This window comes from Caballeronia sp. RCC_10, assembly GCF_041360715.1.
Taxonomy (GTDB): Bacteria; Pseudomonadota; Gammaproteobacteria; order Burkholderiales; family Burkholderiaceae; genus Caballeronia; species Caballeronia grimmiae.
This window is the reverse complement of the sequence record NZ_JBFUPT010000006.1, coordinates 204,588-218,304: the sequence shown is the minus strand read 5'-3', so window position 1 is coordinate 218,304 and position 13,717 is coordinate 204,588. Positions and strand designations below refer to the sequence as shown.

Sequence of the window (13,717 nt, the reverse complement as noted above, 5' to 3'; positions counted from 1 at the left end):
TCCCTCCGGAGTTTGACGATGACCGCATTGCTCGCAAGCGTCCGCTCGGCGGATGAGGCATTCGACGCGGCCAGCGCCGGCGCCGAACTGATCGATCTGAAGGAACCGCATGCGGGCGCGCTCGGCGGCGTCGCGTTGCAGGACATCGCGAACATCGTGCGTGCATTGCGCGCGCAATATGCGGTACGGCCGATCAGCGCGACGATCGGCGATCTGCCGAACGATGCGCTCGATGAAATGACGCGCCGCGTGCTCGACGTGGCGGCGACAGGCGTCGATTACGTGAAGGTCGGCGTCGTGCCCGGCCCGCGCGCGGCCGATTGCCTGCGTCATCTTGCGGGTCTGCCTGCGGCTGTCGTGCCGGTATTGCTATCCGATGAAGGCGTGGACTGCGAGCTTGCGGCGCTTGCTGCGCAACTCGGCTTCGTCGGCATGGTGTTCGATACCGCGAGCAAGAATGGCCGCACGCTGTTCGATTGCGTCGACGTCGCGGCCCTCGGACGTTGCATCGCAGAGGCGCGTTCGAGCGGCACGATGACGGCGCTCGCCGGTTCGCTCGGCTGGCCCGATCTGGACAGGATTCGCGCGCTTGCCCCGGATATTGCAGGCTTCAGAGGCGCACTATGCGATGAACGCGAGGGGCGCACCGGCCGGCTCGATCCATCGCGCGTGCGGAACTGGGCGCTCGCGCTGCACGGCCAGCCCATTGCCGCTCATGCCTGAAACGCAAGCAGCCTGTCCCTCATGCGCGATGCATCGCCCTTGCTGAACACTTCGACGAGATAATTTGCATCGCGCACATAAGCAGGAAAGCGCCTGTCGACGACGCCGCTCGCCGCGAGCATGTCGAGTGGCGCGTGGGCTTCAACATCGCATGATTTCACGAGCAAGAGGCGCTCGGCGTTGAGCGTCGTTGAGAGCCATGCGGCGAGGCTGTCGGACGTCGTGTCCCAGTTGGTCATCGAATCCGGCGTCGTTCGCATGAGGTCGGTCGGCACCCATACGGCCACGCGGCCATCGCGCAATGCACGGCGAATGCGATCTTCGTTCGATGCGAGCACGAGGTCGGGCACGATGCCTTGCATGAGGATCGCGTATTGGGCCATGGCGAGCAGACACATGTTGTGGGCCGCGAGGTCGTCAAAGCGCCATTCGCGCTGATATCGCCGCACCGCATCCGCGAAATCGCCGCCGCCCGGCACGATCACCACGCGCCCTCCGCCTACTTCCCATAGCCGCATCAGCCACTCGCGCAGCGCCGGATCGTGACTCAGGCTTCCCCCGATCTTGACCACCCACATGGTCTTTATCCTCGTTCGAGATTCGTTGTCGTCGCGATCAAGGGCGCCGATGCGAGCAACGCGACCGCCACGCTCGGCGCACACGTCGAAGCCCATTCCGCGCGCTCATCGTCCGTATCCGATACACCCGCAAGGCGCGCGAATTCGATGTATCCGCGCGCCTCCTGCCGCGCGAGCGCCTCCGCGAGAAAGCGTCCGCACCCGGCGCCGACGATCGGTGCGGAATTCAGTGAAGCATGCTGCGCACTCACGCGTGCAAGGCTCGCTTCCAGCGTGCGCAATTGCTCGTGCCGCCACGCGAATGCGAAGCGGCGCCATTCGTCGGGTTTCGCATCGCTTGCATCACGTCCGATCATTCTCGCGATGCGCGCGCGGCTCGCGGCTTCGGTCTTGGGTCCGTTGTCGGCGCTCGGATGCTGATCGTGCGCGTCCCACAACTCGCCGGTCAGACGATAGACATCCGCCGTCGTCGCGAACCATTCGTTCATCACGCCGGTGCTTTCGCCGCGAAACGCGATGCGATGTGCGACGCCGCACAGTGGCGTTCGCACGACGCCCTGATACACGAGCTCGCTGCTTGCGAGACGCTGCGCATCGTTCGTGCCGCGTGCGGCGACGCGGCCATCGATGATCGGAATGATGTCGGTGGTCGTGCTGCCGATATCGACGAGCACCGCATGAGGCACACGCGTCGCGATCCATTGAGCCGTTGCGAGCCAGTTCGCCGATGCGATCTTGCGCCAGCCATCGGCGCACGCGGATCGCGCGAGCCAGTTCGATTCGCCGCCATAGAACATCGTGCGCTGACCGAGCCGCTGCGCGAGCGTGCGTGCGAGCGTGCGCACGCCTTCGGCGCGATCCGCGAAGAGATCGACCATTTCGCCGGTCATGGTGACGGCGTGGCGCGCGGAGGCATCGGCTGCACTGGGCCAGCGTTCGAACGCATATCCGATGACTCGCTCGAGATGCGCAATGCCTTGCCATAGCGGACACGCCCATTGCGCGACATCGACGAGCGCGCCCTTGCTCGTCATCGAGACTTTGACGTGCGCGCCACCCACGTCCCAGCCGAATACCGGCGCGTCGCCGCTACGCGCGGTCACGACGACGCTCCCACTTCGCGCACGCGCGTGTCATGGTGTGCGAAGCCTGACACACGATGCGCCGCGAGCAATTGCGCCGCGAGATTGCGCTTCTTGCTGATTGCCGCGTAGGCCACGGTGAGGCGCGGATTGACTTCGATCACCACGGGCCCGCGCGCTTCGTTCCATACGACGTCGATGCCGGCGAAACCGCGCAGCCCCGGCAACGCGTGTGCGACACGCATCGCGAGACGTTCGAGGGCGTGGCCCTTCGCGCTATCGAGCGGGATGTAATCGGAATCGACGCCATCGAATTCGACGATGCGTTCATTACGATGCGATGGCGTGTCGCTGCTTATGCCGATGCGTTGCCGATTGATGGACACGAGTTGCGCGCCTGCCTCGTCGCAGATGAGCGAGAGGCTGAGCGGCTCGCCATCGATCCATTCCTGCAGCACGGGATTGCGCCCGGCGGCGGCGCGCGCTTCGTATTCCTTCAGCGCGGCGTCGAGGTCGCGGTAGACATACGTATCGAGACCGCCTGCGCCGTCGTCGGGCTTGACCACCCAGTTAGCTGCTTCGAGCGATGCGGCCTGCTCCGGCTCGAGCGCGGGCGTCGTTGCGATGCAATGAGCTGCGAGGCACGTGGCCGTTGCGCTCTTGCTCGATGCAACGCGTATGGTCTCCTTCGCGCAGCCGAGCCAGCGGGTTGCGCCGACCGCATCGTAGAGACGCAACAGCAGGCCGTCGCATTCGGGCGCGACGACGAGTGCGTAATCGTGCTCCCGCGCCATGCGTGACACGAACTGCGTGATGGATTCTCCTTCTTGCGCGCGTTGGTGCGAATAGCGATCATCGACGTGTTCGAAGCGTGAACTGGCGATGGTCACGTCGATGCCGGGCAATGCGCGCAGATCGGCTGCGATGGCATCGCGCATGACGCGGCCTTCGACGATCAGTGCACTCAGGTCCGCGAGGCTCGCCGGGCTGGCGATATCCGGGTCGATGCCGCCTCCGGTGAGGTACTCGAATACGAATAGTTTGATCAAAGGAAGGCGATCCATGCAGGTGATACCCGTTCTCGATCTGCTCGACGGTCATGTGGTGCATGCGGTGCGCGGCGAGCGTTCGCGCTACCGGCCGATTCGGTCTTCACTGTGTGCGACAAGCGAGCCGGTTGCGGTTGCTCGCGCATTGCTTCGCGCGACGGGGGCGCCGACGTTGTATGTGGCGGATCTCGGCGCGATTCTGGAGCGTGGCGCGCATGTCGATGCGCTCGCTGCGCTTTGCGATGCGCTTGGGCAGGGCGTTTCTATCTGGCTCGATGCGGGGTTCAGCGACTTTGCATCGGTGCGGGCGTTGTTCGGTGCTTGCGGTGCGGGGGCATCGCTCGTGCCGGTGTTCGGGACTGAGAGTCTGCGCGATGCGGGCGCAATTGCCGATGCCGCTGCGGCTGGGTATGAGCCGGTTCTTTCGCTCGATTATCACGGCGGGCGGGCGTTGGGTTCGCTTCATGGCGATAGCGCTTGTTGGCCGATGCGGGTCATCGTCATGACACTCGATCAGGTTGGCGCGCGCGCCGGGCCTGATCTGGATACGTTTGCTGCCGTGCGCGAGATGGCCGGTGAGCGTCTCTTGTTCGGCGCGGGCGGCGTGCGGGATCGCAGTGATCTTGCACGTGCATCTCGCGCTGGCGCGCACGGGTGGCTTGTCGGGTCGGCGGTTCATGAGCTTGCACTTGGGGTTTCGGCTTTGGCCTGACTCAATATCTATGCCATCGAGAGATTGATTCGCATCGCGGGCTCCCTAGGTCGGGTTTGCTGGGTCAGCAGGTGACAGTTTGTGGCGATTTGGGAGCATTTGGGGCTGCACTTGCTTTGCGTTGAGCTTGCTTTGTTTGAGCCTGCTTGCGTTGAACTTGTTTTCGTGTCGGTCTATTAGCTCGCCCCTCCCCGGGGCGGGGGTCACTTTCTTGGCTGTCGACCAGAGTTGGCGCTTCAGCGCCTTACTCTGGTCCCATGCAAAGAAAGTAACCAAAGAAAGCAGCTTTTTTCTGAACCGCACGATGCACAGACTTGTGCTCACTTCGTAGAACAGCAGTGGCACTCAGCTTGAAAGAGCCTTGAATCACCTTCCACGCCCGCTGACAACTAACGTCCTCCGAGCCCCTTGGCTCGTCAAAACCGACTGTATGAACATGCGCCACGCTACGGCTCAAGGCTGACCAAATTTGATTGAATGCCCTTACTGAAGCCTTTCTCGCTCGGGCTTCGCACTCCGTTGTGATTCAACCGATTTGCCGCGCGACGCTTGTGATGAGGCGGACTGCAACGTTGAGCGGCTCTCGATCGTGCAAGACTGTTCCCGCCTTTAGACCGTGTTTGCTGCGTGGCTTTTCGGCTGCGCCCTTTACATGTTCTTGATTTGAACGCTCGACAGCGTTGATAGCACGCAGCGCGTGGTGCCCAATGGTGTTGTCGAGCCAAGGGGCTCGGAGGACGTTAGTAGTCAGCGGGCGCGGAAGGTAATTCAAGGCTCTTTCAAGCTGAGTACCACTGCTGTTCTACGAAGTGACCACACAACTTAGTGCATCGTGCGGTTCAAAAAAGCTGCTTTCTTTGGTTACTTTCTTTGCAGCGGCAAAGAAAGTGACCCCCGCCCCGGGGAGGGGCACACTAATAGACCGCCACGAAAAAAAGAAGAGAAAACAACCAAACCCGAGCGCCAGCGAACCCCCCGTTCGGCATAGACCTTGCTAAAAGCTCGCCCACTATGTCCAGTTCACCTCCCCAAGCGCCAGCAATAAGAGCCTGTCCTTTCTGCCCGCTGCTATGCGAGGACATCGTGCTGACTGCGAGTCTGGAGGCATTGAACACGACCTGTCCGCGTCTAACGCGATCGCTCGCCACCTTCACGAGCAACGACGCAACAAAGAAACCCCAGATAAATGGCCAGGATACGGACCTGACCACAGCACTATCCGAAGCGGCAAAAATTCTGGAACAAGCCCGCCGTCCGCTCTTCAGCGGACTAGCAACCGACATCGCCGGCGCACGCGCGCTATACGACCTCGCGGCACACAGCGGCGCCATCCTCGATCATCTGCACGGCGACGTGCTCGCCGCCAGCACACTTGCGCTACAGGATCGCGGCGCATTCTTCACCACGCTCTCGGAGATACGCTCGCGCGCCGATCTGATCGTTGTCATCGCGTGCGAACCATCGCGGCACTATCCGCGCTTCTACGAGCGTGTGCTCAACCCCCAGACCGATATCGTCTTCGTCGGATGCAACACAGATCCAGCCGCAAGCACGAACGCCAAAGCGATACTGCTAAACACCGACCCCTTCGACATCCTCGCGCTCTGGTCCGCGCTGACGGAAGGCCGCAACGCCAATGCGCTCGGCGACGCGAGAACCGCGCAACAACTCGAAGCATTGCTCGAACGCATCCACACCGCGCACTACACCGCATTCGTCTACGAACCCGGCACGCTGCCCGCTCCACACGCAGCCCTCGCCATCGAAGCGATCAACCGCATCGTCAAGACGATCAATCGCACCACACGCGCAGGCGCGCTCGCGCTGACCGGCGACGACGGCGCACTCTCAGTCAATCAAACCGTCACGTGGCTATCGGGCTTTCCGCTGCGCACGCGCGTCGCGTATGGCGTGCCGCTCGAACATGATTCGCACCGCTACCGCACCGACGACCTATTGCGCCGCAAGGAGATCGACGCATTGCTATGGATATCGAGCTTCGGCCCCGAGCCACTGCCTTCGTCGCTACCCGACGACGTGCCCGCCATCATCCTCGGCCATCCCGCGACGACGCACGCCGCGCGCAACGCAACCACGGTCTTCATCCCGGTCGCGACACCCGGCATCGATAGCAACGGCCACCTTTTTCGCGTCGATGCCTCGGTCGTCGTGCCGCTCGTCCCTGCACGTGATACGGCTTTGCCAACCGTAGCCGCGATCGCCAGCGAACTAGTCCGCGCAAGGAGGCCGCAATGAGCCTCACGCGCATCAGAGGCGCCGCCGTCTACGATCCGGCGAACGGCATCGACGGCGTCCGGCGCGACATCATCATTCGCGATGGCCGCATCGTCGATCAGGCGCAGAGCGAAAGCATTCCGCCCGAACGCGACTTCGACGCGAGCGGCATGATCGTAATGGCCGGCGGCATCGACCTGCATTCGCATATCGGCGGCGGCAAGACCAATCTGTCGCGCCTGCTCCTGCCGGAAGATCATCGCAACGATGCACGCGCCGTCCCCGACAAGCCCGGCGAAGGCCGCTATATGCGTCTGCCCTCGTGCGGAACATGCGCGCCCGGAACGCTTGCCACCGGCTATCGTTATGCGGAAATGGGCTACACCGCCGCGTTCGAACCGGCGATGGTCGCATCCAACGCACGTCACACGCACCTCGAAATGGGCGATACGCCGATCATCGATCACGGCGCCTACGTGATGATGGGCAACGACGAACTCTTCCTGCAGATGCTTGCTGCAAAGGAAGACTTCGAGCGCATGCGCGATTACGTCGGCTGGACCATCGACGCGAACAAGGCGCTCGGCGTCAAGGTCGTGAATCCCGGCGGCATCTCCGCCTTCAAGTTCAATCAGCGTTCGCTCGATCTCGACGAAGCACACGTGCATTACGGCATCACGCCGCGCGACGTGCTAAGGACGTTGACGCGCGCATTGAGCGAACTGCGCGTGCCGCATCCGCTGCATGTGCACGCGAGCAATCTCGGTGTGCCGGGCAATGTGCAATCGACGATCGCGACAATGGACGCATCCGATGGCCTGCCCATCCATCTTACGCATATCCAGTTTCATAGCTATGGGACCGAAGGGCCGCTCAAGTTTTCATCGGGCGCACGCGCAATCGCGGAAGCGGTCAACGCACGCCCCAACGTAACGATCGATGTCGGCCAGATCATCTTCGGTCAGACGGTCTCCGCATCCGGCGACACGATGATGCAGTTCCGCAATGCACCGCTTGCGCGTCCTCGCAAATGGATACTGGGCGATATCGAATGCGACGGCGGATGCGGCGTCGTGCCATTTCGGTATCGCGAGCAGAGCTTCGTCAATGCGCTGCAGTGGATCATCGGGCTGGAGATCTTTCTGCTCGTCGATGATCCGTGGCGCGTATCGATGACCACCGATCATCCCAATGGCGGACCGTTCACGAGCTATCCGCATCTGATCCGCCTGTTGATGGACAAGCCGTTTCGCGACGAACAACTCGACAAGCTGAACGCCGATGCAAAAGCCGCGAGCGTGCTCAGTGAAATCACACGCGAACTCTCTCTTTATGAAATAGCGATCATCACCCGTGCCGGCCCCGCGCGTCTGCTTGGCCTCGCCGATCGCGGGCATCTGGGCGCGGGCGCGGCGGCGGATATCGCGGTGTATCGAGAAAACGCGGATCGCGAGCGCATGTTCACGTCGCCCGCATTCGTGTTCAAGGACGGCGAACTCATTGCGCGCGACGGAACCTTGCTGCAAACGCCGGCGGGCGGGATTCACTTCGTGACGCCCGACTATGACCGCGCAATCGAACAGCGCGTGCGCGACTACACGGACGCGAATCTGGCGGGAAGGTTCGAAAACATCGCGATCGGCGACGACGAAATGTGTACGGTCTGCAACGGCGGCAAGCTCTTGCCGGTCGCATGCGAACGGCGATGACCACCATGCGCATCAACGACACCGAGATCGACGACACCTTCGCAGAAGCCTTTCCGATGAAGGCGACGCGTCTGATCATTACCGCGCATACAGCGACGTGGGCGCGTCATGCGGCCAATTCGCTGACGGGCTTCGCCACGTCCGTCATCGATTGCGGATGCGAGGCGGGCATCGAACGCGACCTTGCTGGCAATGAAACGCCCGACGGAAGGCCAGGCATATCGGTGCTGATCTTCGCGGTGTCGTCGAAGGACTTGGCTAAGCAGGTTGCGCGTCGCGTCGGGCAATGCGTATTGACGTGCCCGACGACGGCCGTCTATGGCGGAATCGATCCGTCCACCAGCCGTGCGCCGCTCTCCGACAATGCACCGCTTGGCGCCGGCCTGCGCTTCTTCGGCGATGGCTTTCAGATATCGAAAGTGCTTGGCACGACGCGCTATTGGCGCGTGCCCGTCATGGACGGCGAATTCGTTTGCGAAGAATTCACTGCAACCGTCAAGGCAGTGGGCGGCGGCAACCTGTTGTTTCTTGCGCGCGACATCGACAGTGCATTGCATGCCGCAGAAGCCGCCGTTGCCGCAATGCACAAGCTGCCCAATGTCATTACGCCTTTTCCGGGCGGCGTCGTGCGTTCGGGGTCGAAGATCGGCTCGAAGTACAAAGGCGCGACGGCATCCACGAACGATGCGTTTTGTCCCACGCTCGTCGGCTTGTCGAAGCAAAGCGAACTCACTCCGGAAGTGGCGTGCGTGCTCGAAATCGTGATCGACGGTCTCACCGATGCCGACGTCGGCGCGGCAATGACAGCCGGAATCACCGCAGCGACGTCTATCGGACGCACAGGGGGAGTCTTGCGCATTTCAGCCGGAAACTATGGCGGCAAACTCGGGCCTTATCACTTCAAGTTGCATGAGTTATCCGCTGGCGTCACTGGAGCACGCGCATGAACGCCGTCACCCTGCGCGTAAAAAGTGCGCCTGGCTTTCGCGTGGATGGGTCCAAATTACTTCCTATAACGCTGGCACAGATGTCGTCTACGGAACGGGCAAGACTGCCGCTGCACGCAGACGGTGAAACGTGCGCGATCGGCGATCTCTTCGGCATCGCCGAGGCCGATGCAGCCGATGCCTCGCTTCGTATAGAAGGCGATGTGGCCTGGCTCGATCGCATCGGCGCGTCGCTTACAGAAGGCAAGCTCACAATTCACGGGAATGCGGGCGACTACGTCGGCATCGGCATGGCAGGCGGCGAATTGTCGATCGAAGGCAATGCGGGCCGGTTCACCGCATGCGAGATGCAAGGGGGACGCATGACCGTCCACGGCAACGTCGGCGACTTCGCGGCGGCCGCGCTGCCAGGCAACATGGAAGGCATGAGCGGCGGAACGCTCGTCGTCCACGGCGATGCTGGCGCGCGCCTTGCGGACCGCATGCGGCGCGGCACCGTGCTCATCGGCGGAAATGCCGGGGATTTCGCTGCTTCGCGCATCGTTGCAGGGACGGTCTGTGTCGCAGGACAAACGGGCGCACACCTGGGCTATGGTATGCGGCGCGGCACGGTCGTATTATTGAAGAATCCCTCATGCGTTCCACCCACCTTCACGGAAGGCGGACGCGGCTTCGATGTCTTCTGGCGACTGCTTGCGCGCATGCTCGCCAGAGAGATCGCGCCTTTCTCGACGCTCGCGCAAAACGCATTGCCGAAGCGCTATACCGGTGATCTTGCCGTAGACGGACGGGGGGAATTGCTGATCGCCAATTCATGAAACGACGATAACAATGGACCCTCTATCCGCCGCACCAATGCCCTTTCGCGAAGGAGGCATGCCATGACCGCAGTCGGCACCCGGCCCGCGACGCCCGGCCGGTCGACGGTGGCGAACGAGCGCTTCGCCCGGCCGCTGATTGCGCTGCACTGGATCATCGCCATCGCCATCATTGCGATGCTGTGCATCGGCTTCTATATGGTGGGCCTGCCACGCGGACTGGCGTTCAAGTCGACCGTCATCAACTTCCATAAGTCGCTCGGTTTGACGATTTTCCTGCTGGTGCTGATCCGCATCCTGGTACGCCTGGCCTATGGCCGGCCGCCTCTGCCGCCGATGGGAGCGTGGCAACGCGCCGCCGCGAGCACCACGCAGGGTCTTTTATACGCAGGCATGGTCGCGATGCCGCTGACCGGCTATCTCGGCTCGTCGTTCAACAAATACGGCACGCGCTTCTGGGGCGTGCTTCTGCCACAATGGGGATCGGACGATAAAGCAATGCGCGAATTGTTCTTCGGCATACATGGTTTCATTGCATGGATGCTGGCCGCGTTGATCGTCCTTCATTTTCTGGGCGCAATGAAGCATCAGGTCATCGATAAAGACGGGCTGTTAAGGAGAATGTGGCCATGACGTATTCGCGCAGGACCTGACGATGAAGATTCGCGTTTTGGGCTCATCGGCGGGCGGCGGCTTTCCGCAATGGAACTGCAACTGCCGCAATTGCGACGGCGTGCGCCGCGGCGTCATTGCCGCGCGTGCCAGAACGCAGTCGTCGATTGCGGTCAGTGACAACGGCGAGGACTGGCTGCTCGTCAACGCATCGCCGGACATACTCGCGCAGATCGCGGCGAACCCTGAGTTGCAGCCCGCACGCCGCGTGCGCGATACGGGCATCGCCGCGGTCATCACGATGGACGCGCAGATCGACCACGTCACCGGCCTGTTGATGCTGCGCGAGCGCGGCACGCCGCTGCCGCTCTATACGACCGACGCGGTATGGCAGGACCTGTCGACGGGCTTTCCGGTCACATCCATTCTTTCGCATTACTGCGGCGTCGAGCATCGCCGCATTGCGCTCGATGGCGCCGCGTTCAGCGTGCCCGAACTGCCGCGCGTCAGCATCGATGCGCTGCCGCTGTCGAGTAAGGCGCCGCCGTATTCGCCGCATCGCGAAGCGCCGGAAGTGGGCGACAACATCGGCCTCATGTTCACGAACAACGTCACGGGCAAGCGCGCGTTCTATGCGCCCGGCCTCGGCGCACTCGAACCGCATGTACTCGATGCGATGCGCACCGCTGACCTCTTGCTCGTCGACGGCACCGTGTGGACCGACGACGAAATGATCCGCCTCGGCCTGACGAAGAAAACCGGCGCGGACATGGGACATCTCGCGCAAAGCGGTCCCGGCGGCATGATCGAAGTGCTCGATTCGATCGGCCGCGCGGACGTGCGCAAGGTGCTCATTCATATCAACAACACGAACCCTATCCTGATCGAGGACGAACCCGAACGGCGCATGCTGTCGGAGCATGGCATCGAAGTGGCGCATGACGGCATGAGCTTCGAGCTATGACATCGCGGAGAATTATTGAATGACTGGCAACGCTTTCACGCCGATGCTGAACCCCACGACCGGCCCGCACTTCACCGCACTGAATGAAGCCGGCCCCGCGTGGACGCGCGAGCAGTTCGAAGAGCAACTGCGCGCGAAGGGCACGTCGTACCACATTCATCATCCGTTCAACGTGAAGATGAATAGCGGAGGATGCTCGCGTGAGCAGATACGCGGCTGGGTCGCGAACCGCTTCTACTATCAGATCAACATTCCGCTCAAAGACGCGGCGGTCATGTCCAACTGCCCGGATCGCGAGACGCGCCGCCGCTGGGTGCTCCGTATTCTCGATCACGACGGTTATGAAGAACAACCCGGCGGCATCGAAGCATGGGCGCGTCTCGGCGATGCAGTCGGGCTCTCGCGCGACGATCTCTGGTCGCTTCGTCTCGTGACGCCGGGCGTGCGCTTCGCCGTCGATGCCTACGTGAACTTCGCACGTCGCGCGCCGTGGCAGGAATCAGTGTGCTCGTCGCTGACGGAGATGTTCGCACCACAGATTCATAAGGACCGGCTTGCCACGTGGCCAGAGCATTACACATGGATCGAACAGGAAGGGCTCGCTTATTTTCGCTCGCGCGTGTCGCTTGCGCAGCGTGACGTCGAACATGGTCTCGAAGTGACGCTCTCGCATTTCACCACGCGCGAGCAACAGCAACGCGCACTCGATATCCTGCAATTCAAGCTGGATATTCTTTGGACCATGCTCGATTCAATCGAAAAGGCATTCCCGGCATGAGCGACATGAATCCGACTCAGCGCATAAACGAAGCCGTCGACGCTCCGGACGATGCCTTGCGTCCGAAGCTCAAGCGGCTCTTTCGCCTGCAATGGGAGCCTGCGCAAGACGCGCACGTGCTGCTTTACCCCGAAGGCATGGTGAAGCTCAATCAGAGCGCTGCGCAAATCCTGCTTCGCTGCGATGGCACGCGCGATATTCCCGCGCTCGTCGCCGATCTGGAACAGGCGTTCAACGCAGCCGATCTCGGCGACGATGTGCGCGCGTTCATCGCCGGCGCGCGTGCGCGTGGCTGGCTGGAGTGAAAAGGTGCAAGCATGACCGATCTTTCCGAACCCATCGCCAAGCCCGAACACGAAGGGACGCCCATTGCGCCGCCCTTGTGGCTGCTTGCTGAATTGACGTATCGCTGTCCGCTGCACTGCGTCTTCTGCTACAACCCGGTGAATTACACGGACCATTCGCGCGAACTGGATACGGCGCAATGGCTCGACGTGTTGCGTCAGGCGCGTGCATTAGGCGCAGCGCAACTGGGCTTTTCCGGTGGCGAACCGCTCTTGCGCGATGACCTCGAAACGCTCGTCGGTGAAGCCCGCAAGCTCGGCTTCTATACGAACCTCATCACGTCGGGCATCGGCCTGACGGACAAGCGCCTTGCCGCGCTCAAGGACGCGGGCCTCGATCACATTCAGCTTTCGTTTCAGGACTCCACGCAGGAGCTGAACGACTTTTTATCGAGCACGAAGACATTCGATTTGAAGAAACGCGTCGCCGGTCTCATCAAGGCGCATGACTTTCCGATGGTGCTCAATTGCGTGCTGCATCGCTATAACCTGCCGCATATCGGGCGCATCATCGACATGGCACTCACCATGGGCGCAGAGTATCTGGAACTCGCCAATACGCAGTACTACGGCTGGGCGCATGCGAACCGTGCGCAACTCATGCCGACCGCCGAGCAGTTGCAGGAAGCGGAAGCCGTGGTCGAACGGTATCGCAAGGAAATCGGCGACAAGTGCAAGATATTCTTCGTGGTGCCCGACTATTACGAGCGTCGCCCGAAGCGCTGCATGAACGGCTGGGGCTCGGTGTTTCTCGGCATCGCGCCGGACGGTGCCGCGCTGCCATGTCATACGGCGCGCTCGCTTCCGGGTCTCACGTTTCCCAACGTGATCGACACGCCACTCAAGGACATCTGGTACGAGAGCGATGCATTCAACCGCTTTCGCGGCTTTGGGTGGATGAAAGAGCCGTGCCGCAGTTGCGATGAGAAAACAATCGATCTCGGTGGATGCCGCTGTCAGGCTTATCTTCTGACGCAAGACCCGGCGAATGCGGACCCCGTTTGCGATAAGTCCGCGCATCATGAGCGAGTAATCGAAGTGGTGCGCGCGGCCTCGATGAGACAAGAGCCGCAGGAACAGCCCATCGTCTTTCGTAACGATGCGAATTCGCGGCGGCTCGCTTCGACGCATCGAACGGATGGATCGGAAGTCGGAGAAAAATAACC

Annotated in this window: 14 protein-coding genes; 11 read left to right on the top strand and 3 right to left on the bottom strand. The window is 61.9% G+C overall.

Translation table 11 applies throughout. The features are described 5' to 3' along the window. Nucleotides 1–18: 18 nt before the first annotated feature. Nucleotides 19–723 carry a (5-formylfuran-3-yl)methyl phosphate synthase gene (locus tag AB6804_RS14310; RefSeq protein WP_370886980.1) on the top strand — a complete coding sequence of 235 codons (705 nt, stop codon included), beginning with the start codon at nucleotides 19–21 and terminating at the stop codon, nucleotides 721–723. Here AB6804_RS14310 and AB6804_RS14305 read toward each other — a convergent pair. The 3 genes from AB6804_RS14305 to AB6804_RS14295 are packed head-to-tail and all read right to left on the bottom strand — an operon-like array spanning nucleotide 714 to nucleotide 3,432. Next, nucleotides 714–1,301 carry an aspartate kinase gene (locus AB6804_RS14305; RefSeq protein ID WP_035962961.1) on the bottom strand — a complete coding sequence of 196 codons (588 nt, stop codon included), beginning with the start codon at nucleotides 1,299–1,301 and terminating at the stop codon, nucleotides 714–716. The genes AB6804_RS14310 and AB6804_RS14305 overlap by 10 nt on opposite strands. A gap of 5 nt (nucleotides 1,302–1,306) precedes the next feature. Continuing rightward, nucleotides 1,307–2,404 (bottom strand): hydantoinase/oxoprolinase family protein, encoded by a 1,098-nt coding sequence (locus AB6804_RS14300; RefSeq protein WP_370886979.1) that lies wholly within the window; start codon nucleotides 2,402–2,404, stop codon nucleotides 1,307–1,309. Then, nucleotides 2,401–3,432 (bottom strand): ATP-grasp domain-containing protein, encoded by a 1,032-nt coding sequence (locus AB6804_RS14295; RefSeq protein ID WP_370886978.1) that lies wholly within the window; start codon nucleotides 3,430–3,432, stop codon nucleotides 2,401–2,403. Before AB6804_RS14295 ends, AB6804_RS14300 begins: the two co-directional genes overlap by 4 nt. Nucleotides 3,433–3,445: 13 nt before the next feature. Here AB6804_RS14295 and AB6804_RS14290 point away from each other — a divergent pair, with 13 nt between their 5' ends. From AB6804_RS14290 to pqqE, 10 genes are all read left to right on the top strand, one after another. Next, nucleotides 3,446–4,144: a HisA/HisF-related TIM barrel protein gene (locus tag AB6804_RS14290; protein ID WP_370886977.1), complete on the top strand. Its 699-nt coding sequence runs from the start codon at nucleotides 3,446–3,448 to the stop codon at nucleotides 4,142–4,144. Between the two features lie 1,011 nt (nucleotides 4,145–5,155). Then, entirely contained in the window at nucleotides 5,156–6,400 is a 1,245-nt protein-coding gene (locus AB6804_RS14285; protein WP_370886976.1) for a formylmethanofuran dehydrogenase, read from the top strand. Then, nucleotides 6,397–8,088 (top strand): formylmethanofuran dehydrogenase subunit A, encoded by a 1,692-nt coding sequence (locus AB6804_RS14280; protein ID WP_370886975.1) that lies wholly within the window; start codon nucleotides 6,397–6,399, stop codon nucleotides 8,086–8,088. The genes AB6804_RS14285 and AB6804_RS14280 overlap by 4 nt, the downstream gene beginning before the upstream one ends. A gap of 5 nt (nucleotides 8,089–8,093) precedes the next feature. Further along, a complete protein-coding gene (fhcD, locus tag AB6804_RS14275) occupies nucleotides 8,094–9,035 on the top strand; it encodes a formylmethanofuran--tetrahydromethanopterin N-formyltransferase (protein WP_370887048.1) in 942 nt (313 codons plus the stop codon). Continuing rightward, nucleotides 9,032–9,853, top strand: a complete 822-nt coding sequence (locus tag AB6804_RS14270) for a formylmethanofuran dehydrogenase subunit C (RefSeq protein ID WP_370886974.1) — start codon at nucleotides 9,032–9,034, stop codon at nucleotides 9,851–9,853. Before fhcD ends, AB6804_RS14270 begins: the two co-directional genes overlap by 4 nt. A gap of 63 nt (nucleotides 9,854–9,916) precedes the next feature. After that, on the top strand, nucleotides 9,917–10,486 hold the full coding sequence (locus AB6804_RS14265) for a cytochrome b (protein WP_370886973.1): 570 nt from the start codon (nucleotides 9,917–9,919) through the stop codon (nucleotides 10,484–10,486). A 22-nt stretch (nucleotides 10,487–10,508) separates the two neighbouring features. Then, on the top strand, nucleotides 10,509–11,429 hold the full coding sequence (gene pqqB, locus AB6804_RS14260) for a pyrroloquinoline quinone biosynthesis protein PqqB (protein WP_370886972.1): 921 nt from the start codon (nucleotides 10,509–10,511) through the stop codon (nucleotides 11,427–11,429). Nucleotides 11,430–11,472: 43 nt separating this feature from the next. Continuing rightward, entirely contained in the window at nucleotides 11,473–12,207 is a 735-nt protein-coding gene (pqqC, locus tag AB6804_RS14255) for a pyrroloquinoline-quinone synthase PqqC (protein ID WP_370887047.1), read from the top strand. Between the two features lie 5 nt (nucleotides 12,208–12,212). Continuing rightward, nucleotides 12,213–12,512, top strand: a complete 300-nt coding sequence (pqqD, locus tag AB6804_RS14250) for a pyrroloquinoline quinone biosynthesis peptide chaperone PqqD (RefSeq protein WP_370887046.1) — start codon at nucleotides 12,213–12,215, stop codon at nucleotides 12,510–12,512. Between the two features lie 12 nt (nucleotides 12,513–12,524). Then, entirely contained in the window at nucleotides 12,525–13,715 is a 1,191-nt protein-coding gene (gene pqqE / locus AB6804_RS14245) for a pyrroloquinoline quinone biosynthesis protein PqqE (protein WP_370886971.1), read from the top strand. The last annotated feature ends 2 nt before the right edge of the window (nucleotides 13,716–13,717 follow it).

Coding starts and splice junctions, on each gene's coding strand:
- pqqD (WP_370887046.1), top strand. CDS start 12,213: ATGAATCCGACTCAGCGCATAAACGAAGCCGTCGACGCTCCGGACGAT.
- AB6804_RS14290 (WP_370886977.1), top strand. CDS start 3,446: ATGCAGGTGATACCCGTTCTCGATCTGCTCGACGGTCATGTGGTGCAT.
- AB6804_RS14305 (WP_035962961.1), bottom strand. CDS start 1,301: ATGTGGGTGGTCAAGATCGGGGGAAGCCTGAGTCACGATCCGGCGCTG.
- pqqE (WP_370886971.1), top strand. CDS start 12,525: ATGACCGATCTTTCCGAACCCATCGCCAAGCCCGAACACGAAGGGACG.
- AB6804_RS14285 (WP_370886976.1), top strand. CDS start 5,156: ATGTCCAGTTCACCTCCCCAAGCGCCAGCAATAAGAGCCTGTCCTTTC.
- AB6804_RS14280 (WP_370886975.1), top strand. CDS start 6,397: ATGAGCCTCACGCGCATCAGAGGCGCCGCCGTCTACGATCCGGCGAAC.
- pqqB (WP_370886972.1), top strand. CDS start 10,509: ATGAAGATTCGCGTTTTGGGCTCATCGGCGGGCGGCGGCTTTCCGCAA.
- AB6804_RS14270 (WP_370886974.1), top strand. CDS start 9,032: ATGAACGCCGTCACCCTGCGCGTAAAAAGTGCGCCTGGCTTTCGCGTG.
- AB6804_RS14265 (WP_370886973.1), top strand. CDS start 9,917: ATGACCGCAGTCGGCACCCGGCCCGCGACGCCCGGCCGGTCGACGGTG.
- pqqC (WP_370887047.1), top strand. CDS start 11,473: ATGCTGAACCCCACGACCGGCCCGCACTTCACCGCACTGAATGAAGCC.
- AB6804_RS14310 (WP_370886980.1), top strand. CDS start 19: ATGACCGCATTGCTCGCAAGCGTCCGCTCGGCGGATGAGGCATTCGAC.
- fhcD (WP_370887048.1), top strand. CDS start 8,094: ATGCGCATCAACGACACCGAGATCGACGACACCTTCGCAGAAGCCTTT.